The 21,362-nt window shown below is 56.4% G+C and carries 22 protein-coding genes; 5 read left to right on the top strand and 17 right to left on the bottom strand.

All coding sequences use genetic code 11. The features are described from left to right. Window positions 1-12: 12 nt before the first annotated feature. The 8 genes from FIV00_RS02195 to FIV00_RS02160 form a co-directional block, all read right to left on the bottom strand. Window positions 13-456, bottom strand: a complete 444-nt coding sequence (locus FIV00_RS02195; protein ID WP_152499287.1) for a nitrate reductase cytochrome c-type subunit — start codon at window positions 454-456, stop codon at window positions 13-15. 21 nt (window positions 457-477) lie between these two features. Further along, window positions 478-1,389, bottom strand: coding sequence for a quinol dehydrogenase ferredoxin subunit NapH (napH, locus tag FIV00_RS02190; RefSeq protein WP_152499286.1), 912 nt, complete (start codon window positions 1,387-1,389; stop codon window positions 478-480). Beyond that, window positions 1,386-2,201 (bottom strand): ferredoxin-type protein NapG, encoded by an 816-nt coding sequence (gene napG / locus FIV00_RS02185; RefSeq protein WP_152499285.1) that lies wholly within the window; start codon window positions 2,199-2,201, stop codon window positions 1,386-1,388. Before napG ends, napH begins: the two co-directional genes overlap by 4 nt. 21 nt (window positions 2,202-2,222) lie before the next feature. After that, the gene (gene napA / locus FIV00_RS02180; protein ID WP_152499284.1) at window positions 2,223-4,715 is read right to left on the bottom strand and encodes a nitrate reductase catalytic subunit NapA; all 2,493 of its coding nucleotides are present in this window, start codon (window positions 4,713-4,715) and stop codon (window positions 2,223-2,225) included. Window positions 4,716-4,730: 15 nt separating this feature from the next. After that, on the bottom strand, window positions 4,731-4,991 hold the full coding sequence (locus tag FIV00_RS02175; RefSeq protein WP_152499283.1) for a chaperone NapD: 261 nt from the start codon (window positions 4,989-4,991) through the stop codon (window positions 4,731-4,733). Next, on the bottom strand, window positions 4,988-5,431 hold the full coding sequence (locus tag FIV00_RS30500) for a ferredoxin-type protein NapF (protein WP_371419562.1): 444 nt from the start codon (window positions 5,429-5,431) through the stop codon (window positions 4,988-4,990). Before FIV00_RS30500 ends, FIV00_RS02175 begins: the two co-directional genes overlap by 4 nt. A gap of 472 nt (window positions 5,432-5,903) precedes the next feature. Continuing rightward, window positions 5,904-6,788: a CoA ester lyase gene (locus FIV00_RS02165; RefSeq protein WP_152499281.1), complete on the bottom strand. Its 885-nt coding sequence runs from the start codon at window positions 6,786-6,788 to the stop codon at window positions 5,904-5,906. A gap of 101 nt (window positions 6,789-6,889) precedes the next feature. After that, on the bottom strand, window positions 6,890-7,783 hold the full coding sequence (locus tag FIV00_RS02160) for a DMT family transporter (RefSeq protein WP_152499280.1): 894 nt from the start codon (window positions 7,781-7,783) through the stop codon (window positions 6,890-6,892). A 154-nt stretch (window positions 7,784-7,937) separates the two neighbouring features. Between FIV00_RS02160 and FIV00_RS02155 the strand changes: the two genes are divergently transcribed. Continuing rightward, complete coding sequence (locus tag FIV00_RS02155; protein ID WP_152499279.1) at window positions 7,938-8,399, top strand: GNAT family N-acetyltransferase; 462 nt, start codon at window positions 7,938-7,940, stop codon at window positions 8,397-8,399. Window positions 8,400-8,419: 20 nt separating this feature from the next. On the opposite strand, the gene FIV00_RS02150 is transcribed toward FIV00_RS02155, so the two are convergent. Beyond that, window positions 8,420-9,469 (bottom strand): DUF2125 domain-containing protein, encoded by a 1,050-nt coding sequence (locus tag FIV00_RS02150; protein ID WP_152499278.1) that lies wholly within the window; start codon window positions 9,467-9,469, stop codon window positions 8,420-8,422. A 101-nt stretch (window positions 9,470-9,570) separates the two neighbouring features. Here FIV00_RS02150 and FIV00_RS02145 point away from each other — a divergent pair, with 101 nt between their 5' ends. Then, on the top strand, window positions 9,571-10,101 hold the full coding sequence (locus FIV00_RS02145) for a gamma-glutamylcyclotransferase (protein ID WP_152499277.1): 531 nt from the start codon (window positions 9,571-9,573) through the stop codon (window positions 10,099-10,101). A gap of 98 nt (window positions 10,102-10,199) precedes the next feature. On the opposite strand, the gene FIV00_RS02140 is transcribed toward FIV00_RS02145, so the two are convergent. The 6 genes from FIV00_RS02140 to ftsE all read right to left on the bottom strand — a co-directional run bounded on the left by FIV00_RS02140 (window position 10,200) and on the right by ftsE (window position 14,927). Beyond that, window positions 10,200-10,574 carry a hypothetical protein gene (locus tag FIV00_RS02140; protein ID WP_152499276.1) on the bottom strand — a complete coding sequence of 125 codons (375 nt, stop codon included), beginning with the start codon at window positions 10,572-10,574 and terminating at the stop codon, window positions 10,200-10,202. A 306-nt stretch (window positions 10,575-10,880) separates the two neighbouring features. Beyond that, the gene (locus tag FIV00_RS02135; RefSeq protein ID WP_152499275.1) at window positions 10,881-11,255 is read right to left on the bottom strand and encodes a hypothetical protein; all 375 of its coding nucleotides are present in this window, start codon (window positions 11,253-11,255) and stop codon (window positions 10,881-10,883) included. A gap of 336 nt (window positions 11,256-11,591) precedes the next feature. Next, on the bottom strand, window positions 11,592-12,356 hold the full coding sequence (locus FIV00_RS02130) for a 1-acyl-sn-glycerol-3-phosphate acyltransferase (protein WP_152499274.1): 765 nt from the start codon (window positions 12,354-12,356) through the stop codon (window positions 11,592-11,594). Window positions 12,357-12,412: 56 nt separating this feature from the next. Next, complete coding sequence (locus tag FIV00_RS02125; RefSeq protein ID WP_152499273.1) at window positions 12,413-13,156, bottom strand: YdcF family protein; 744 nt, start codon at window positions 13,154-13,156, stop codon at window positions 12,413-12,415. Between the two features lie 53 nt (window positions 13,157-13,209). Continuing rightward, window positions 13,210-14,259 carry an ABC transporter permease gene (locus tag FIV00_RS02120; RefSeq protein WP_152499272.1) on the bottom strand — a complete coding sequence of 350 codons (1,050 nt, stop codon included), beginning with the start codon at window positions 14,257-14,259 and terminating at the stop codon, window positions 13,210-13,212. 8 nt (window positions 14,260-14,267) lie between these two features. Continuing rightward, window positions 14,268-14,927, bottom strand: a complete 660-nt coding sequence (gene ftsE, locus FIV00_RS02115) for a cell division ATP-binding protein FtsE (RefSeq protein WP_152499271.1) — start codon at window positions 14,925-14,927, stop codon at window positions 14,268-14,270. Window positions 14,928-15,236: 309 nt separating this feature from the next. On the opposite strand from ftsE, the gene FIV00_RS02110 reads away from it, so the two are divergent. The 3 genes from FIV00_RS02110 to FIV00_RS02100 are packed head-to-tail and all read left to right on the top strand — an operon-like array spanning window position 15,237 to window position 17,181. Next, window positions 15,237-16,217, top strand: coding sequence for an MJ0042-type zinc finger domain-containing protein (locus FIV00_RS02110; RefSeq protein WP_152499270.1), 981 nt, complete (start codon window positions 15,237-15,239; stop codon window positions 16,215-16,217). Window positions 16,218-16,219: 2 nt separating this feature from the next. Beyond that, on the top strand, window positions 16,220-16,783 hold the full coding sequence (gene hpt / locus FIV00_RS02105) for a hypoxanthine phosphoribosyltransferase (protein WP_152499269.1): 564 nt from the start codon (window positions 16,220-16,222) through the stop codon (window positions 16,781-16,783). A 2-nt stretch (window positions 16,784-16,785) separates the two neighbouring features. Continuing rightward, entirely contained in the window at window positions 16,786-17,181 is a 396-nt protein-coding gene (locus FIV00_RS02100) for a response regulator (protein WP_152499268.1), read from the top strand. Window positions 17,182-17,277: 96 nt separating this feature from the next. Here FIV00_RS02100 and FIV00_RS02095 read toward each other — a convergent pair whose 3' ends face one another. Together FIV00_RS02095 and lysA are read right to left on the bottom strand one after the other, a co-directional pair. Further along, entirely contained in the window at window positions 17,278-19,905 is a 2,628-nt protein-coding gene (locus FIV00_RS02095; RefSeq protein ID WP_152499267.1) for a TIGR02302 family protein, read from the bottom strand. Between the two features lie 100 nt (window positions 19,906-20,005). Further along, the gene (lysA, locus tag FIV00_RS02090; RefSeq protein ID WP_152499266.1) at window positions 20,006-21,280 is read right to left on the bottom strand and encodes a diaminopimelate decarboxylase; all 1,275 of its coding nucleotides are present in this window, start codon (window positions 21,278-21,280) and stop codon (window positions 20,006-20,008) included. Window positions 21,281-21,362: the final 82 nt, after the last annotated feature.

Genomic DNA, 21,362 nt, shown 5'->3' with positions numbered 1-21,362 from the left:
CCCGTTCCCTTGTCAGCGCGACGTGCTAGAGGATTGAAAGTCATTTCCGACAAGTTCAGGGGCATTGGCCTGCGGAACGTGGCACTGGTTGCAGAACCAACGGGTTCCGGCAACGGTGTCCAGCTGGTTGCCTTCCCGGTCGAGATAATGGGTCATGGACAGGGTTGGCGCTCCGCGCTCACCGGCAACCGTCCAGTCATGACAACTGAGGCACTGGTTGGTGCGCTTGTCCATCTGGTACTGGGAGATGGAATGCGGGATCAAAGGCGGCTGCTGGCGATAATTGCGTGGCATGCGCCCTTCGATCTGTTTGTGAACGCCGTCGACGGCCCGGGTATCTTCCAACTCGGCACCCCGCAAACTCTGGACACTGCCAGACGACTGGGCGATCGCGAAGCCGGCCAGGACTGTCGTGATCGCGATGGCGGAAATTCCCAAAAGGACCGGCATTTTCATGTCTATTCTCCGATGCTCCGTTCAAGCGGCCTGTTCAGTTGCCGCATCCACCGCCGTGGAGACGGTTTTTTTGGCTCGATTGTCATAGCGGTGGGTAAAGGCGAAAACGTCGACCGAACAGACGTCAATGCAGCGTCCGCAGTTGGTGCAGTCCGGTGACAAAATCAGGGGTGTTTCTCCGTCCTTGCCTTTCAGGGCCGGCGAAATCACATGGTTCTCGGGGCAGACCGCATAGCAATCCATGCAGTCATCGCAATCAACGCGATTCACGGCGCTGACACGCAAGACGCTCTTTGTCCCAACGAGACTGTAGAATGCGCCGACCGGGCAAATATGGCTGCACCAGCCGCGCCGCGACACCACGAGGTCAAAGAGGAATATTGCAACGACAAGCGCCCAGACAAAGCCCATCCCGAATATCAGTCCGCGATGCAGCATCGTGATGGGGTTGATCAACTCCCAGGCGACCGTGCCGGTTATCGCACTGACCAGAAGTACGGTTCCAAGGATCCAGAAACGGGTCGTGCGCTTTGGCTGCCAGCCTTTCTGCAAACCGAGACGCTCATGCAGCCAATGGGCAGCATCGGTGATCGGATTGATCGGACAGACCCAGGAACAATAGACCCTGCCGCCGATCAACGCGTAGACCGCCAGTACAATGACAGCCCCGACAAGAGCGGTGACTTCGGGCAAATGGCCGGCAACAATGCTCTGTGCCAGAACAAGCGGGTCCGTCAGCGGCAACACTTCAAATGTGCGGGAGCCGGCAAGCGTACCGACGACCCACCAGATGCCGAACCAGGGCCCCAGCAGAAAAAGCAGCAGAAAAAACGCCTGTGACAGGCGACGCAACAACAGGAATCGATGAGCGTTGAACCATCCCTTGAGCTGAATGGCTTCCTGGCCAACGGGAAGTCTGGTCTTGGCACTCATTGGCCGCCTCCCGGAAGTTTGAAGGCCGGTTCAAACGCCGGCACTTCAGAGCTGGTACCAGGTATCTCCGGCATTCTGTCCGGCAGATCGATTATGCCTTCAACAACGGGCGCGCCCTTGCGCTCCTTCTCTTCCCAGCCCTTGAGATAGTGCTCGGCAGACGAGCCGCGCGCCAGGCGCGTTGGCAGAACCTTGATGGCCGCATCCGGCAGGACGCAGCTCCTTTCGCAAACGCCGCACCCCGTGCAATGGTCGGCATGCACGGTCGGCGAGAAAATGGCGTGGTGACCCGAACGGGTGTTGTGGGACGGCTCCAGCGTGATTGCTTCGTCAATCACCGGACAAACGCGATAGCAGACATCGCAGCGAAGCCCCAGAAAGTTCAGACAGTTTTCCTGATCCACCAGCACGGCTGTTCCCATGCGAGCGTCATCGATGTTTTTCAGACCGGGATCGAGGGCTCCCGTCGGGCACGCTTCGACACACGGAATGTCGTCGCACATTTCGCAAGGAACCGTGCGCGCAGTGAAATAGGGAGTGCCTGTGGCCGGTCCGTCTTCACCCAGTTCCGCGAGTTTCAGTGTGTCATAAGGGCAGTCGCGCACACACAGGCCGCAGCGGATACAGGCAGACAGAAAGTCAGATTCAGGCAGGGCTCCGGGTGGCCGAAGCGCTTCAGCAGGCAAGGCACGCGCATCGCGTGCCAGATAGGCAAGCAGCGTGCCCGCCACCGCGCACCCGCCCGCCATCCGCGCCGTATCCGTGAGGAAACGGCGGCGGTCGACAGATCTCGGTTTTCCGGTGGCGGACATTGCTAGCTACCTTGGCTTCAATCAGGCGCGCTCGACTTTACAAGCGCACTTCTTGAAGTCGGTTTCCTTGGACAGTGGGCAGGTTGCGTCGAGCGTCAGCTTGTTGATGAGCTGTCCCTCGTCGAACCAGGGCACAAACACCAGGCCTTTCGGCGGCTTGTTCCGGCCGCGCGTTTCCACTCGGCTGAGCATCTCGCCCCGACGTGTGGAGATCAGGATTTCCTGACCGCGACGCAGATCACGTGCACGCGCATCATCGGGATGCATGTAGACGACCGCTGATGGATAAGCCCTGTGAAGTTCCGGCACCCGGCGGGTCATCGACCCTGAATGCCAGTGTTCGAGCACGCGACCGGTGCAGAGCCAGAGATCGAATTCTTCGTCCGGGCTTTCAGCTGCGGCTTCATAAGGCGCGAAGATGATATTCGCTCTGCCGTCAGGCTTGCCGTAGAACTCGACACCTTTGCCTTCCGCAACGTAGGGGTCATACCCCTCGCGGAAGCGGTAAAGCGTCTCCTTGCCGTCAACAACCGGCCACCGCAGGCCACGTGCCTGGTGATAGACGTCGAACGGTGCCAGATCGTGCGCATGACCGCGGCCGAATTCGGCATATTCTTCAAACAGGCCTTTCTGGACGTAAAACCCGAAATCCTTGGATTCGTCGTTTTCGAAACCTTCGGCCGTTTCGGACAATGGGAACTTGTTCACCACGCCGTTGGCAAAAAGCACTTCGTAAAGTGTCTTGCCAGCCAGTTCGGGTTTCTTGGCAACCAGTTCCTCACCCCAGGCTTCCTCAACCGTGAAACGCTTGGAGAACTCAATGATCTGCCAGACATCCGACTTGGCATCGCCCGGAGGGCTGACCTGCTGACGCCAGAACTGTGTGCGGCGCTCGGCGTTGCCATAAGCTCCTTCCTTTTCCACCCACATGGCCGTGGGCAGGATCAGGTCGGCAGCCAGGGCCGTGACGGTCGGATAGGGGTCTGAGACGACAATGAAGTTGTCGGGGTTCCGGTATCCCGGGAGCCCTTCCTCATTCATGTTGGGCGCCGCCTGCATGTTGTTGGTGCACTGGACCCAATAGGCGTTGAGATCACCGTCCTTCAGCTTACGATGCTGCAGAACTGCGTGGAAACCGGGCTTCGCCGGAATGGTTCCGGCAGGAATGTTCCAAGCGGTCTCACAGATTTCACGGTGCTTGTCATTGGCCACAACCATGTCGGCAGGCAGTCGGTGTGCAAAGGTGCCGACCTCACGTGCCGTGCCGCAGGCCGAAGGCTGACCGGTCAGCGAGAAGGGTGAATTGCCCGGTTCTGAAATCTTGCCCGTCAGAAGATGGACGTTGTACATCAGGCCGTTGACCCAGGATCCTCTGGTGTGCTGATTGAAGCCCATTGTCCAGAGAGACATAACCTTCCGGTTCGGATCGGCATATTGCTGGGCCATGCGCTCCAGCTGCTCGGCCGGAACCCCGGACAACTCGGACACTTTGTCGACGGTATATTCGGCAACGGATGCCGCATACTCATCGAAACTCATGTCTGAAAGCTTGCCGGAATTGGGATTGGCGGCTTCCTGTTGAAGCGGATTGCTGTCACGCAAACCATATCCGATATCCGTATCGGTCTTCTTGATGTTGACGTGAGCGTTGACGAAGTCCCAGTTCACCGCATCGTTCTGAATAATGTAGTTGGCGATGTAGTTCAGGATCGCCAGATCCGTCTGCGGCGCGAACACCATGCCGTTGTCGGCCAGTTCGAATGAGCGATGCTCGAATGTTGACAGGACATGGACTTCGCAATCCGGCTTGGTCAGGCGCGTATCCGTCAGACGCGACCACAAGATCGGGTGCATCTCCGCCATGTTCGATCCCCAAAGCACGAACGTGTCGGCGTGCTCCAGGTCGTCATAGCAGCCCATCGGCTCGTCGATGCCGAAGGCACGGATGAATCCCACCACCGCGGACGCCATGCAGTGACGGGCATTTGGGTCGATATTGTTGGACCTAAGGCCCGCTTTCATGAATTTGGCGGCGGCATAGCCTTCCCAGACAGTCCACTGACCGGATCCGAACATACCGACGGAGGTCGGCCCCTTTTTGGCCAGCGCCTCTTTCCATTTTTCGGCCATGACGTCGAAGGCTTGGTCCCAGCTCACCGGCTCGAAGTCGCCATTCTTGTCAAAAGCGCCGTTCTTCATGCGCAGGAGCGGGGTTGTCAGGCGATCCTTGCCGTACATGATCTTCGACAGGAAGTAGCCCTTGATGCAATTGAGCCCGCGGTTTACGGGTGCATCCGGGTCGCCCTGAGTCGCAACAACCCGGCCTTCCTTTGTGCCCACCAGAACAGAACATCCGGTGCCACAGAATCGGCAAGCGGCCTTGTCCCAGCGGATATCCGGGGAACGGGGCTGCGCCACGACAGATCCAGCGGTCAGCGGAATGCCTGCGGCGGCGGCAGTGCTTGCCGCTGCAGTCGCTTTCAGGAACGTGCGGCGGGATTCCGAGATAGTCATATCAGGTCTCCGGCATTAGGGAGTGGCGCAAGCATCCGGCTGCGACAGGTCCTCGAAGTGGTGGTAGTTGAGCGTGACGGACATCACGCCGGGAATTTGGTGCATGGCCATGATTTGGTCGGAAGCAATGGTGGTTTCGGTGTCTTCAACAACGACAACGAGGCGGCCATCTTCGCTGGCAGCATGAACTTCCGTTCCGGGCATCGCCTCGATGCCGGCGCGAGCGGCCTCAACCGCTCCCGTGGTCACGTGGACCAGGCAGCCGCAGATATTCATGTTTTCTCCCTCGCGCTCAAATCTTGAGCTCTCTTGAATTGGACAGCTTGTGCCGGGCAAGAGTGTGCGCATTCGCCGCACCCGGTGCATTGATCAAGATCAATGACCGGCTCGGCCTTGCCACCAACCGCAAGCTTGAATCGAACGGCTCTCGGCTCACAGACATCTTCGCAGGTGCGGCACATAACGCCTTGCAAAGAAAAGCAATTATCTTGAATTTCGGCGCGCCAGATCCAGCTTTCAACCTGCCCGGCGACCAGCGCGCCCGACGTGCAGGCTTCGGCACAACTATCGCAAAACGTGCACGCGCCCAAAGCAAAATCAACGACTGGAAGGCGGTCTTCGCCGACTCGAATGATCTTCTCCGGACAGGCCGAAACGCAATCGCCGCACTCTGTACATAGCTTGGCGAACTCGGAAACCGATCCGGGTGGCCGCATGACATTTGCGTCTACCGCGTGGAACCGTCCCCTTAAAAAGTTTCTTCGGCTGGGAGAGGGAGTCGTCAAATTGCCTATCCTTCAGGAATCGGTGGGTTTTCTGATCCTCAAAGGCCTCATTTCGTTCTTGGTGATCCTGATTGCTCAAGCTGCACTGACTGTGCCTCAAACACACTGAAAACACCGGTTTTCAGCCGGTTGCCTATTCAGCTTGAGGTTCACGGTAAAGAAAGAGCGGGGTGACTGCCTTGCTAAAAGTCAAAACGTGCGAAATTATTTTGCAATCGCCGCTTAAGAATTAGGCAATGCGAACAACGTTCTGCTCGCAATCAATCGGCAGATAAAGTCGAAATTCCAAGCACTCCCGAATACACCGGTTCGGTGGCACAAAATCGAACGTTTTCGATCTTACACCACCTCCAGGGAGTACAACTGGGGCTCTATCTATTGCTTGTAACGGCTTACGCCACTGTCAACCACGGGCCGCGATGCTATCGGCGATGGCGATCACCCTTTTGCCCATTTCCGCGTGGAGGCGCTCAACCATCTTGCCGTCGACCTGAATTGCCCCCTTGTCGGAGTTTTCCGGCTTCTCGAACTCCGCGTTGATCTTTCGAGCCCAGGCAATCTCGTCTTCAGTCGGGCTGAAGGCCTTGTGGCAGGAAACGATCTGCTTGGGATGGATAAGCGTTTTGCCGTCCATCCCCATGTCGGCCCCTTGAGCACACTCTTCGGCAAATCCGTCTTCATCCTGAAACGCATTGAAAACGCCATCCAGAATATCGATACCGCCGGCACGGGCGGCCGCAACGCAGGTCATCAGCCAGGGCATCATGGCAGCCCGCCCCGGTGAGAGGCGGGCACGCGTTTCCTTTGCAAGATCGTTGGTTCCCATGACAAAGCAGGACAACCGAACCTGAGTATCCTTGCCACAGGCGCCGATGGCACCTGCATTCAACATGGCCTCCGGGGTTTCCATCATCGCCCATAGCTTCAAGTCAGGCGAACCGCCAAGTGCTGAGATCTTGTGCGCAACCCTTTGAAGATCGGCAGGACTGTTCACCTTTGGCACGAGCACCGCATCCGGATTTGCCCCGACCGCTGCCTCAAGGTCCGCTTCGCCCCAGGGGGTATCAATACCGTTGATCCGGACGACAACCTCCCTGGACCCATAACCGCCAGCTGAAACAGCCTCTACGATCTGAGATCGCGCCAGATCCTTTGCGTCCGGTGCCACGGCATCTTCCAGATCAAGAAGAAGGCAGTCGACGTCAAGCGACTTCGCCTTTTCAAGCGCTCTGGCGTTTGAACCCGGCATATAGAGTGCGGAGCGACGGGGACGGAACGGTGCAGACATAGAGTGATCTCAACATTCAACAGGAAACGGAATTCCAGTTAATCTAGAGGATCGATTTCTCAATTGAAATCAGCCGAAGGGGGAAGACCGGTCCGGAAAAATCATGTGGCTTTGCCGTTGCGTTTTTTGAACAGCATGTCCTTTGCCGCGATCACTGCGCCGAGTGTGATCGCGACACAGGCGATCGCGACCGAGAGCGTCAGAGCCCCAAAGCCAAAAGCAATCAGGAGAAGCGTCGAAAGTAATGGTGCGGAGTAGGCAGCAGCGCCCAGCACCTGAATATCGCCGCGCTTGACGCCGACATCCCAGGTGAAAAACGCCAGACCGACCGGGAAGAGTGCCAGCGCTGCCACTGACGCCCATTCAAGAGAGCCTTCTGGCCAGACGGTATCCTCCAGAGCGACATGACAAAGGGCCGAGAGCAGCGCCGTCATCAGGCAGAACCCGGCAACGGCTTCCGTTGGCACCTTTCCCAGCCGCCGCGACAAGACGGAATAACTTGACCAGAAAAGGGACGAAGCAACCGCCGCGCCATATCCAAGTGCCGACCCGCCCGAAAAATTCAGTCCTTCTCCGCCTGTAATCAGGAGAACAGCCCCCGCAAGACCCAGGAGGGTACCGACAACATGATGAAAGCGTAGATGCTCCCCGGGCAGGAAGGCCGAAAACACCACGATCAGCAAGGGCCAAGTGTAATTTATGAGGTTGGCTTCCACCGGCGGTGCATTGCGAATGGCTGTAAAATAAAAGAAGTGAAAGCCGAACAGCCCGACAGTCCCAAAGGCCCAGACTTTCAGCGGCTGGCGCAGCTGGCCCAACTTGCCTGACACCGCAAGCCAGACAAAAGCCAGCGATCCGGAAATGCCAAAACAAAGCGCATTGAGCAAAAAAGGAGGCACATTGCCTGACCCTGCGCCAAACAGACCCAGCGTCGCCCACATCAGGACCGCGCTCAATCCAATGAGCGTTGCTTTCAGGCGTCCGCTTTCGGTCATCTATCCTGTCCATGCCAAATCGAAGCCGCGGTGATGACATGAAATTCAAGTCGGCGAAAGAGCCGCACCGCAAATTGACAAGGTTCTTGATCCCGATACCCGTTTCAGGACATGTTGTGGCTCAATTCACTGACCTGTCACTTTCGGGGACTTCATGACAACACTGGAAATCAGAGCCCTTGGGCTGAATGATGCCCATCAGCTTGCGCCACTCATTGCTGAAAATGCTCAGGCACTGAGACGTGGCGCGCCGCGGCGCCCGGATGAATACTACGCCGAACGTATTCTTGCTGATAAGACCGCGGAAGCGATCGGTGCGTTCGAAGGTGACATGCTGATCGGCTTTGCCGTATTTTTCGATCTCCCGGAACTGATCACCGGATTGCGCATTGGTCAGATGGACGACATTTATGTTCATCCGGATCACCGCAACAAGGGTGTCGGCCGCCGCATGATTGAAACTCTCGTCTCGGAAGGAAAGAGCCGCGGTTGGCTACATTTGCGCTGGATCGTGCCGGGCAAGAACACACCGGCTGTTGCGCTTTATGAAAAGCTGGCCGAACCGGACCATCGCAAAAGCTATCTGATCCCGATCGATCGTGTTGCAGGTGACTGATCGCAGGCCGACCTGACGGATCAGAAACCGGCCTGGAACAATGGCGGCATCGGCGGCAGCGGGAGAAGTCCGATCCGGGCGATCCCGCGATCGATATTGACCTTCAATGGCACCGTCTTGACGCCATCGACCTCGCTGGCCAAAGGATCCAGGCTTTTCACCACCTGCTCCATCAGTGCCAGTGTCCGATCTCCCGCGGGCGCAAGCGGTTTGAATGCTCCGATAAGAGCCTCGGCATTTCCAAGCGACAGATCCAGTGTTCCGGACAATGTGCCGTCCCCGTTGACGACGAAATCGCCGCCCGCCTTAACCCGGCTTTCACCCAGATTTGCATCGAACACGACAAGCTTTATCGGCAATTCGCCCCCGTTTGACTGCACCAGCCAGGGGAGACTCGCACCTGCCAACAGAGCCGCACCACCAGGAATTTGCAGATGCGCCCGTAAATCGACAGCATCCTGCAGGTTGGGCAATGACCGCAACTGAAGGGCATCGACAGACAGGAACCCCTCGAAAAAATCGGCTTCTCCATCCGACTGCCGCACATGCAACTCCGCCTTTTCTGCGGCGAAACTGCCTGTAGAGACCGGGTTGTTCAAAACAGCTTCGGGTTTTTCAACCACCGCATCGAGTTTGCCGAGTGCGCCGGACCCAAACTTCATGCTGGCCCGGGCGGTTTTCCAAGTCATGTCACCGGACATGCCTGAAAGCGGAATATCCATTACGGCCGGTGCTCCGGCCTCAAAAATAATGTGTGTCGGGTTGTAAATCAGGGCGACGGCTTGGAGGCCGCCGAGTTTTGCGGCGGCGCCCGAACGGTCCGCAGATATCATTTGCCTGCAAGAGACTTCATAGCGAAAGGGAAATCCATTGATCGCCAGATCGGCACAAGATACCTCCAGCCCCTGCGCCGCCATGGTGTTCATCTGGGAATTGAGCTGCTCGTGAAGCAATGATCTGCCGATAAACCAGACTGCAGACCAACCAAGTACGACAATCGCGAGGACGGACATCAGGATAATGTACCGCCGTTTGGTTGGTTTTGAGGGCAGCTTCTCTTTGCTGGACACGTGTTCCCTTACCTTCCTGTAATTCGCTGCAGGTCAGCAGCATTGAATCGGCGGCCACAGATTGTTATCTCCGCACCTGCGCAATTAGAAGACAGGGTGATATGAGCGATTTTTGGGTCTTTGGCTACGGGTCCTTGATGTGGAACCCCGGATTTGATCACCTGCGCGCTGAACAAGCGCTCTTGCGAGGGGCTCATCGCGCGCTTTGCGTCTATTCCTGGGTTCATCGCGGCACTCAGGAAAGACCGGGCCTGGTCTTCGGCCTCGACAATGGCGGCGCTTGCAGAGGACTTGCCTACCAGGTCTCAGAAGATATCTGGCCTCAAACGCTTGAATATCTCCGTGCACGCGAACAAACCACGATGGTCTACAAGGAACACTGGCACCACGTGGAACTGGGCAGTGGCGAGAAGGTCAAGGCACTGGTCTACATGGTCGACCACGGTCATCCGCAATACGCCGGTGCACTTCCGCCTGAAAAACAACTCGAGATCGTCGAAGGCGCCGTCGGGAAGTCCGGCAAGAACCCGGAATATGTCATCAACACAGCCGCACATCTGGAAGAAATGGGCATCGCCGACACGGCTCTCGCCTGGTTGGCCGGCCAGCTTAAAGACTCTAGGAATCCCTGAAGAAGGAGCTGCAAACCCAGGGCTTGGCTCCAACGAAGAAAGGCCGCGCAAATTGCGCGGCCCTTTCTTTTCTCAAGAGCGGATGCTCTTGAAAAGACTTACTGATGAGGGAAACCTTTTTTGGCAGTGCCGTTCCAGTCGCCGATGAAAGGCAGGATCGTCAGGTTGCTGTCGCTGGCGCGAGTTGCCTGAACGCGAACCGGAACCGGAGTGTTGCCGTTGGAATCACCAACTGTCTGATCCGGGAAGTCTGCAACTGCAGCGCGGTTGACGTAGCTTTTGGTGTTCAGTTTGCCGGCATCGCGAAGTGCTTTGGCGTTAGCGATCTGCATTTGCTGGATGGAAACAGGGTTGTTACCGTTCAGATCACCGACAGTCTGATCAGGAAACTGTGCGAAAGCGCCGCCGATGAGGGCACCGGAAACGAAAGTAGCTGCAACAACAGTCGACAGGATTTTCTTGGAAGTACGCATTTTAAAGCTCCGTATGTATTTACTCAGTTAAGAAATGATGCCGCCCCGAAACTTCGATACTGCATCTGTTTGCGTCTTATCAACGCTGCACACCCGATGTAGGAACTGATTTTGAGAAAAAAACCGAAATAACCTCTATGTGAACTGGTGTTTACTTAAATATACGAGTTCACGCTGCTGTGTTTACCTGTTTACTTAAGTAAAGCAGCATCCATCCGCATATTTTCTTCCTCAAAACAAAAAAGAAAGGCCACGCTCGGAGCGCGGCCCTTTCTTTTTAGTCGGGAGGTTTTTTGGGGTCGAAGATTACTGACGCGGGAAACCGTCTTTGCCGCTACCGTTCCAGTCGCCGATGAAAGGCAGGATCAGAAGGTTGCTGTCGGTCTTGCGCGTTGCCTGTGCACGAACCGGAACCGGAGTGTTGCCGTTTGAATCACCAACTGTCTGATCCGGGAAGTCTGCGACTGCAGCGCGGTTGACGAAGCTCTTGGTGCTCAGTTTGCCGGAAGAACGCAGTGCTTTTTCGTTCGCAATCCGCATCTGCTGGATAGAAACAGGGTTATTGCCATTCAGGTCGCCAACGGACTGATCCGGGAATTGTGCAAATGCACCGCCGATGAGAGCACCGGAAACGAAAGTAGCTGCAACAACAGTTGACAGTGTTTTCTTGATAGTACGCATTTTAAAGCTCCGTGTTTGTTTACTCGTTTAAGATTTGATGCCGCCCCGAAACTTCGATACTGCATCTTGCTTGCGCCTCTTGAACGCTGCAAACCTCATGTGGGGATTGATTTCGAGAAAAGAACACGGATAACCGTCATGTGATGACGTGTTTACTTAAGAATACATAATTCACAGCGCCGTGTGCAACGCGTTACTTAAATACGTCAAATATAACTGAAGCTTTTACTGAATCGCCAAAAACAAACCCTTAGCGTGGAAAAACTCCAGGAAGAACAAGTCTCGTGACGCCCTCGCGGCTTCGTGAGAATGCCGAAGCCTGAGCTCGTCAGAACATCAGTTTGGGGATGTCGCAATGGTTTCCAGCACCGGAGAAGGCCTTGGACCCCGCCTCGCTTCGTCAATAAGGCGATTGCTTGCGGTCTCGATTTCTCGAACCATGCGTTCGTGAAAGACGTCTGCCGGCAGGCCGGGCTGGATCGGCGGAAGGATGTCAACGACAACGGTGCCTGGATAAACCTTCCAGGAAGAGCGCGGCCAGTACAGTCCGGCGTTGTGGGCAATCGGCACGACAGGACATCGCAAGTCCTTATAGAGATGCGCAATGCCGTACTTGTATTTAGGCTCAGCCCCTGCCGGTCGACGTGTGCCTTCCGGAAAGATCAGGATCTGGCGCTTCTCTGCGATGGCTTCCTTGGCCGCTTCCATCATTGCCGCGAGCGCTTCGGAACGTTTTCCCCGGTTGATCGGGATTTGTTTGAATTTGGCCGTGTACCAGCCGAAGATCGGAATCCAGCGCAACTCACGTTTCAGAATAAAGGTTGGGCTGGAAAACAGCGGTATCAGTGACACTGTCTCCCAGGCCGACTGGTGTTTCATGGCGGCAATGAACCCGCCATCCGGCAGGTTTTCGCGGCCGCGCACCTCAACTTTCAGGCCAACAGTGATGCGCATCAGCAGCAATAGAACCTTGGCCCAGACCGGCACGACCCACCAGCCCCATTTGCGTGGCAGCAGCATCACGGGCGAAAACAGGATCATCAGAACGAAAGTGACCGAATAGAACAGAACCTGAAAAAGGCTGGAGCGCAGTAAAACCATGGAACCCGTAAATGCTGGATTGGGCGGGAGCCGCTCCGGCTATGAGCTGATCAGCTTCAGCTCACACCCCTCACGGTAATCCGCAGTCGGGCGAGGATATACTTCACATATTCGCGCATGAGAAGCCGGATCGTTGCCGGTTCCCTGTACCAGTCATTCAGGTTCAGGTCTTTTGAGAACACCGGATAGGCAATCAGATCCACCTTGGGCAGTGCACCGGAGAGTTCAACCTCGGCTCGCGGCAAGTGATAAGCGCTGGTCACAACCAGCAAGGAAGAAAACCCGTTCTTTCGGACCCAGTTGGCCGTTTCTGCAGCGTTGCCAGCGGTATTTAGGGCAACCCGGTCAAGATCGACGCTGTTTTTTTCAAGGGGCATGTCCGAAGCCGTCACCGCAGCAAGCTGCTCACGCGTTGTCCCCGGATGAACGCCAGATATCAGCAGCCTGCTTGCCCGCCCTTCTTCCAGAAGACGTATGGCCTCATTGACCCGGGCCTGACCACCCGTAAGCACCACGATTGCATCGGCATTGGCGCTGCCGGGAACTTTCGCACCGGTTACTTGATGGGCAAAAACCAGAAACTGTCCGAGTGCCGCGCCGATAAACGCGGTAAGAACGGCAACCAGCGCAAATCGCAGGCCGAAACGCTTCTTACGCCTTGGCTTTGCGCCGGTCTGCACGGGCTTCAAACTTCTTGAGGCAGGTCTCGATTCGTCCGATGACACGTTCACATGCGAATCCGAGACGATGGGGACACCGTCTTCCAGACCAGGCTCTATGACTGTGTTGGCATGTGACATGGCGGGACTATGATAAGTGATTCGGCCAATTTCGCGGCATTTGCTCCGAAAAATCAATCCACTTTTGCAAGATGGGCTTTCACCGCAAGACCGGATGTCAATGCAGTGAGGATCGCGACCAGGAATACCACGCCGAAAACACCGAAATATCCCGGCAAGCTGACAGATACGGAGCCGACCAATGCCGAGAGTTGATCGGAACTTGCCTGGCCCGACCCCTGCCGTGTCAGCATATCGAGCAGCAGGAAGCTCAGGATAGCGGCCACGCCACCCGATATGCCGCCCTTGAGGCCCAGCATCAGAAAGTGGCGCTGAAATTCACGCGCGATGAAACTGTCTTCTGCGCCAACAAAATGGAGCACTGACACAACGTCCTTGTTACCAGCCATGGCTGATTGCGTGGCGAAGACCACACTGAGCACCATGGATCCGAGAACGAGGATCATGATTGCAAATCCTCCGGCCACCACGGCACCCGCCATGGCAGACAGGCGAGACGTCCAGACCGAATGATCGTCGAGACTTGCGCCTACGACATTTTGAGAAACGGTGGAAGACAGCTGCTCGAGATTGAGCTGGTCGGGATCAGCCACGGTTATCTGGATTAGCCGAGGCACCGGCAGCCCGTCCAGTTGCAGACCTTCGCCTAGCCAGGGTTCGAGCAACGCTTTGGTTTCGTCGTCAGACATGGCGCGAACCGAACCGATTCCCGGAAACTCCTGCGCAAGAGCGACGGCCTTGTCGATCTCTCGCAGCATATCGACGCCTTCGGTCGGTCGGATCTGGATCGTGATCTCGCGAACCAGATCGTTCTGCCAGGCGTCGGCCGCATCCCAGACAATGGAAACCGCACCAACCGTCAGACATGCCAGGAAACTCATGATTGCCACCACAAGCGTGAGCGCCCGGCCTGCAACGGATTGCGGTGGTACGATGGCCGCAGCCGGCCTCAACTTGGAATCTTCGGTCTGTTCAGTCTTTTTCGGCTTAGGCGCAACTTTGCGCTTGATGCGCTTTGATCTTTTGGGACGCGCTTTCTTACGGGCCGGCTTAACCTCGGCGTCGACGCTTTGCTGATTGTCGGTGTCGTCGGACTGGGCCATTCTGCCGCCTAATCGAAGATTGAAAGGCGCCCGTCGGCAAGCACCATGCGTCGGGCATCCACCTGTTCCAGCAATGCGATATCGTGAGTCGCGATGATGACAGATGTGCCCAGTTTGTTTAATTCGATGAACAGGCGCAACAACCGGCGCGCAAGCGGCGGGTCAACGTTGCCCGTCGGTTCGTCAGCCAACAAGACCTCGGGCCGGGTGATCAGGGCACGTGCAATCGCCGCACGCTGTTTTTCTCCACCTGACAGGACCGGTGGCAAGGCATGCATCCGCTCGCCAAGCCCGACCCATTTCAAGAGATCGATGACGTCCGAGCGGTATTCGCTTTCGTCCTTGCCGATCACCCGCAGCGGCAAGGCCACGTTTTCATAGGTCGTCAGATGGTCCAGCAGCCGAAAGTCCTGAAACACAACCCCGATCTTGCGTCGAAGTCGCGGCAGTTCCTGCTTGTCAATCACGCTCAAGTCCCGATCGAAAACCTTTATCAGGCCTCGGGTGGGGCGCAAGGACATGAAGAGAAGCCTGATCAAGCTTGTCTTGCCGGCGCCGGACGGCCCTGTGAGAAACTGAAACGACTGCGGCTCGATCTGAAACGTCAGATCCTGCAGGATTTCAGGTCCCATGCCATATCTTAGTCCGACATTTTCGAACCGGATCACTCAGTTGACTCCTATCGAGGGCTCAAGCAGTGCGCTGAATCTACCCTGTGGCCACCAATCTCACCATGCCGTACCCGGCCTCAGGGAGCCCTCTACATGTGGCTATCCACCAACAATTCAACGTAACTGTTCCAAACCCGCTCTAATGCCTGGCCGTTAACGTTCCATTAATCATATAAAGGTCCATTAGATAACTGAAAGCCCGTCATCGGATTTGCTGGCCCTTGTCCCATATTTCGTGCCGGATTCCGACTTTGTCGGTTACGTAAACGAAACGCGCAAGCAAGCCATGACGAAAGGTCTTCGCGCATGAAGATCAAATGTCCGGACTGCAGTACGTCCTATGAAATAAAGTCAGAGGCGCTCGGCGCTGACGGCCGAAGTGTCAAATGTGCCAAATGCGGAAACCGCTGGTTCGCCAAACCGGAGGAAGAAGAAGAAGGCAACGTCGACTTCGAGGCCGCCAACGGCACGACAGGCACGACGGGTGTCAGCGTCAACAAGGGTCCGACCGAAGACAAGGACGAAGCCGACTGGGCAAAGGACGCTGAGGAAGACGCTGAGGCTAAGGCCGAAGACAACAGCGAACCGGAAGACCTGTCTGAACCCGACATCGAAGACGAAGAAGAGACGGAGAGTTTTTCCGAACCTGTCTCCGAACCCAATATTGGATCCGATGAGGAACGATTTGCCGCAGACCTGAACGAGGACAGCGGCGGCGAAGATCCTTCAGCGAGCGCGGATATCGAAAGCTCCGCGAAGCGACCGAAGATCATCGTTAACCCCGACAAGTTTCGCCGCAATCACCTGGGTGCGCTGTTCAACCTGTTTGCCCGCCTGAATTTCCGGCGCATTGGCGGGGTTTCACTCTTTGCGGCCGCAATTGCGATCTGTGCCGTCTTCGTCCTGATGCGGGACAACATCGTCAAGCAATCGCCGGATCTGGCAAGCCTGTTTCAGGTTATCGGATTTGACGTCAATTTGCGCGGACTTGAATTCCGCAACCTCAGAACCTTTACCGAAGTTGAAGACGGCAAGCGTGTTCTCGTTGTTGAGGGGTCAATCCGCAATCTGGAGAATGAGACTAACAGCGTTCCGGCTGTACGGCTCTCCATTCGCAGTCCGGACCTTCAAGAAGTTTATGCTTGGACGGTTGAACCACGCACTCGCGCATTAAATGGGCTGGACGAAACCCGCTTTAGGACGATATTAGCCGATCCGCCGGAGGGCGCATCGGATATTCAGATCCGGTTTGTTGATCGCGGCAAACGCCAGATAGTGCTTGAGTGACCATGACCGCCAATATTCATACGTTGTTTGACGAAGATGCCATTTCCACCAGAGTTGCCGCGCTTGCGGAGGAAATAGCTGAAGGAAAACCGGAAAAACTGCTCGTTGTAGCCGTGCTGAAGGGAAGCTTCATTTTTGCCGCCGACCTCGTCCGGGCCATGCACCGCGCCGGATTGGAGCCGGAGATGGAGTTCATTCATCTCTCGTCTTATGGCGCGGGAACCGAAGGCTCGGAAAACATCCGGATTTTGCGCGATGTTGAAAGTGACGTTAACGACCGCGATATAGTTCTGGTGGATGATATTCTGGAATCCGGCCGCACCTTGGCCTTCGCTCGCGAGCGTTTGAAGAACCGCGGTGCACGCTCTGTGAAGATCGTAGCTTTGCTCGACAAACCCGAGCGCCGTAAAGCTGCCATATCTGCCGACTATGTCGGTTTTGCCTGTCCTGATAAGTTTGTCGTCGGATATGGTATGGATATGGGCCACGCCTGGCGGCAGTTGCCTTATATTGGATACGTTGCTGCACCCGGGGAGGCTGCTGCAGACGGCAAAACAGGAGAGTGAGCATGGCTCGCATTCTTCTTACGGAAGACGACGAAGCGGTTCGCAGCTTTGTGAAACGCGCGCTCGAATTGGACGGGCACACTGTCGAAGCCGCTGAAGACGGTGGCGAAGCGATTGAAATTCTCACCCGTGAAGACGGCAAGTACGACCTTTTGCTATCCGACATCAAGATGCCTGTCATGGATGGCATCGCGCTCGCGCTGCACACAGCGCGCGACTATCCGGACATGCCAATCCTGCTGATGACAGGCTTTGCCGATCAGCGCGAACGGGCAAATGGTTTGGATAGCCTTGTTCACGACATCATCACCAAGCCATTTTCACTTGCCGACATCCGCAAGGCCGTTCGCGATGCCATTGCAGGCGATATGCCACAGGACACCCGCCGCTACGCCTAAAGCCGGGCATTGTCCCAGTAAGCAGATCGGATCTGAAACGCAAAACCCCCGCTCAAAGAACGGGGGTTTCTTAATTGTAAGCCGCATGCGGGAAGATCAATATCTCTTCAACAGCCGTTCCAGATAGTCCAGCTCCAGCTGCGGACGGGATGGATCTGAGAACCGCCGGCGAAGCTCTTCCAGAATGCGCCGCGCCCTTTGAACGTCGATCTCATCCGGGATCTGTACTCGGTTGTTGAAGTCGGGTCCTTCGGTCCGGCGAGGTCTGCCGAGCGGATCTTCGTCCATGGGCGAGGGTCCATTCGGGGATCCGGCACCTTCGCCTTGCCCCATCATTTGCTCTGTCAGGCCCTGAGCACCACGCCTGAGAGCATCAAGCGCGTTCCCCTGCTGTCCGAGTGCTTGTTGCCCCTCGCCTTCGCCAAGCGACTGTTGGGCATCACCCATGGATTCGCCCGCCTCGCCAAGCTCCTGGCTCTGGCCCATGCCGTTTTGCTGCAACTGTTCCATCAGCTGTTCCAGCTGCTGAGCCAGGTTTCCCTGATCCTGTTGCAGTTGTTCCAGCATCTGTTCAAGCTGCTCGCGGGTCATTTGCTGCTGCTGGCCCTGTCCTTGCTGGCCTTGTTGGCCCTGCTGCTGCTCGCCGCGACGCTGGTTCTGCTGGTCTTGATTGAACTGATGCGTTTCATCCATCAGCTGCTGTTGACGCTGGATCATTTCGCCAAGCTGATTGAGCATCTCCATCATTTCGCTGGACATGTTGTTGGGCATCATCTGAGGGCGCCCTGCCTGCAGGTTTTCCAGCATCTGCTGCATCTGAGCCAACAATTCGCGGGCAGCGTCGCGCGACCCTGTGCGCGCCAGCTCTTCGATCCGGTTCAGCATCTCGGACAAATCTTGTTGGCTGAGCGTTTGCTGATTGCCATCGAAAGGCTGCATGGCCTGCGGGTTCTGCCGCATTTGCTCAGCAAGCGCCTGCATGTATTCATTCAGGGCTTCGCGCAATTGCTGCGTCAGCTTGGCGATTTCTTCATCGCTCGCCCCTTCTTCCAGCGCCTTGCGTAATGCCTCTTGCGCGTCCCGCAGTTTGCGTTCCGCCGCCGACAGGTCGCCATCTTCGATTGACAGTGCCAGATCCCAGAGAAGCGGCAACAACGCTTTCAATTCCTCATCGGAATTTGCCTGAAGCAATTCGCCATAGGCAAAGCGCATACCAAGGTAGTTTCGCGCCTTGAAGTCGAACAATTGCGGCGCAAGCATCAATGCGTCGAAGGCAATGATCACCTGATCATGGTTTTGTGCATCAAGTGCCAGGTTCCGGCGCTGCTCCACGATCGCTCTGGCGAGTGGTTTGCCGAAACGGCGTTGCGGCAGAGTGATGCGATAAGCCGGCGACAGGCCTTCCTGTCCAGCCTGATCACGCGCCAACAATGTCAGATCAACCTCGGAACCGGCCCAGGGGTGAGACGTCAGGTCCCGAATGGTTTCCGCGGTCTTCGCGGTACCAGCCCGCGGTGGCAATGAAAGCGGAAATTGAGGCGCTTCGACAAGGGGACGCGGCACACGGCCCCCGTGATCCGGGTTCGGCAGCGGCGAAATGCGTGCTTCCGCGGCAACGACGCCGTAGTCGTCATTGACCAGATAAGAAAATTTCAGTGCGCCGCTAAGCTGTTCCTCGGGATCGTCTGTCAGACGAATTTCAGGCGCATCATCCGGACGCACGGCAAAGACAAAGTTCAGGAACGGCTCGTCACCGGATCTGAGTTCAACAACACCTGTTGTTTCCAGCGTGATCTTGCGCTCGACCGGCAGCAGTTTCTGCAGTTCGGGATCCTCTGTCTCAGACAGTGCCTCGGGCTCGATCGTGGTTGGTTCAACATCATCTGCACCGGCAAACGTCATCACCAGTTCACGAGCGCCTTGCGTCCTGACCACCAGCACCGAGCCCTCGGGAACGGAAACCGGGGCAGAGGGATCGCGCAACTGCGCACTTTCGCCAGTGAGATAGATCGGAGGTTCGCTGGTATATAACGGCGGCGTAACCCAGGCATCCAGGCGGCTTGGAGGCTCAACGCTTGTGAACGGGTTCTGGAAAGCGGAAACCAGACGACCGGTATGATCGCCTTGCGCCGCCACAAAACCAATCAGGACCAGACTGGCAGCAAGAACACGCACCGCCCAGGGATCGCGCCTGAAAGCCTGCGGATCAGGCGCTTTTGATTTGATCGCGGCCAGCCGCTCTGCGGTTCGGCGCTGATGAAGGGCCCATATGGCCTGGCTTTCGGCATTTGCCACACCAACCGAAAGATCGTCCTCAAGCGTTGTTAGCGGCCGGTGGTCTACCCCCGACGCATTTTCAACCCGATGCAGGGCATCCTCGCGAGAAGGCCAGCGAACGTTCACAAGATCTCGCGCAGACCAGATTACAAGGGCTGCAAATCCGACAAGACCCAGAGGTGACACCCAGGCCGGCAGCAGCATCCACAGCCCCAGCCAGGAAAGGCCGACAAAGATCCCGACAACGACAAAGACCGGCAGCATCGCGCGCCACAGCCGCTCGACGAAAAGTGCCCATCGGCTCTGTCCGACAAGACGGTTCAAGCGTGCTCGGATGACGTTCCGCCAGCCATAAGGTTCCGGATAGACTGGCCGATCAGACTGCTGATTGCTATCGTTCGGGCTCAATGGCACCTCCGGTTCATATCCCGCCAAGTGCTGTTCCATGTGAAATTTCAGCACGCAGGATCTGCCCACACCCTAATAAGGTGAGGCATTGGAGGCCGTCCGGCAACCTGTTGGATCAACTAATTCTCTGCAGATTAAGTCACGAACCCTTGAGCCAGTCGGGCATTCGGTCGAGTCCGATCAGTTCCTCAAAGCTGGTCCGTGGCCTTACGACGGCAAATTGGTCAGCATTTACGAGGACTTCCGGGATAAGAAGGCGCGAGTTATAGGTGCTTGATTGCACAGCGCCATATGCGCCCGCTGAATACATCACCAACATATCCCCAGCCTTCACTTCCGCCATTTCGCGGTTTTGCGCCAGAAAATCGCCGGTTTCGCAAACAGGACCAACAATGTCGGCCATGATTCGCTGCCCGTCGCCGGCGTCCTGCTTCACCGGTCGAACCTCATGATGGGCCTCATAAAGGGTTGGACGAATGAGATCGTTCATGGCTCCGTCGACGATCACAAAGGTCTTGTCGGCACCCTCTTTCACGTAAATGACACTGGTGACCATGACCCCGGCATTGCCGGCAATCATGCGCCCGGGCTCAAACATCACAGTGCAATCAAGCTCGCGGACGTGCTTCTTCACCACCTCGGCATAGGCGTCCGGATGTGGCGGCGGATTATTGTCGGTGACATAGGGAATCCCCAACCCTCCACCAAGATCGACATGATCAATCTTGTGGCCTTCAGAGCGCAGATCCGAAATCAGGTCCCCAAGTCTTGCAAATGCATTGTCGAATGGTTCCAGCTCAGTAATCTGGGACCCGATATGCATGTCGATGCCGGTCACTTGGATGCCCGGCAACCGTGCTGCCTCAGCATACACTTCACGGGCACGCTGCCAGGGAATGCCAAACTTGTTTTCTGCCTTGCCGGTCGCGATTTTGGCGTGAGTTTTTGCGTCCACGTCGGGATTGATGCGTATCGAAACGCGCGCAGTCTTGCCCATAGCTTGTGCAACACGCGACAATTGACGCAGCTCAGGTTCAGATTCGACATTGAAACAAAGAATGTCTTCTTCCAGCGCATAGGCTTGTTCAGCCTCGGTTTTTCCAACCCCGGAAAACACGATCTTTTGGGCCGGCACACCGGCTGCGCGTGCGCGTCGCAATTCGCCTTCAGACACAACATCCATACCCGCGCCAAGCTCGGCAAGCGTTGCCAGTACTGCTTGATTGGAGTTTGCCTTCATGGCGTAGCACACCAAAGACGGAATATCGTCAAAGGCGGAGGAGAAGACCTGGTAGTGCCGGGTAAGCGTCGCGGTCGAATAACAGTAGAAGGGCGTTCCGACGGCGTTTGCGATCTCGCTGATCGAAACGTCTTCGGCGTAGAGTTCGCCATCTTTATAATCAAAGTGGTGCAAGGGATGCCCTCATAAGGATCGATCATCCTGCCTTGTTCGAGGCTGCATACTGCAGTCAGGACGATCGGAATTAGCGTTACGG

The organism is Labrenzia sp. THAF82, from assembly GCF_009363435.1.
GTDB lineage: Bacteria > Pseudomonadota > Alphaproteobacteria > Rhizobiales > Stappiaceae > Roseibium > Roseibium porphyridii.
This window is presented reverse-complemented; position numbering and strand designations above follow the sequence as displayed.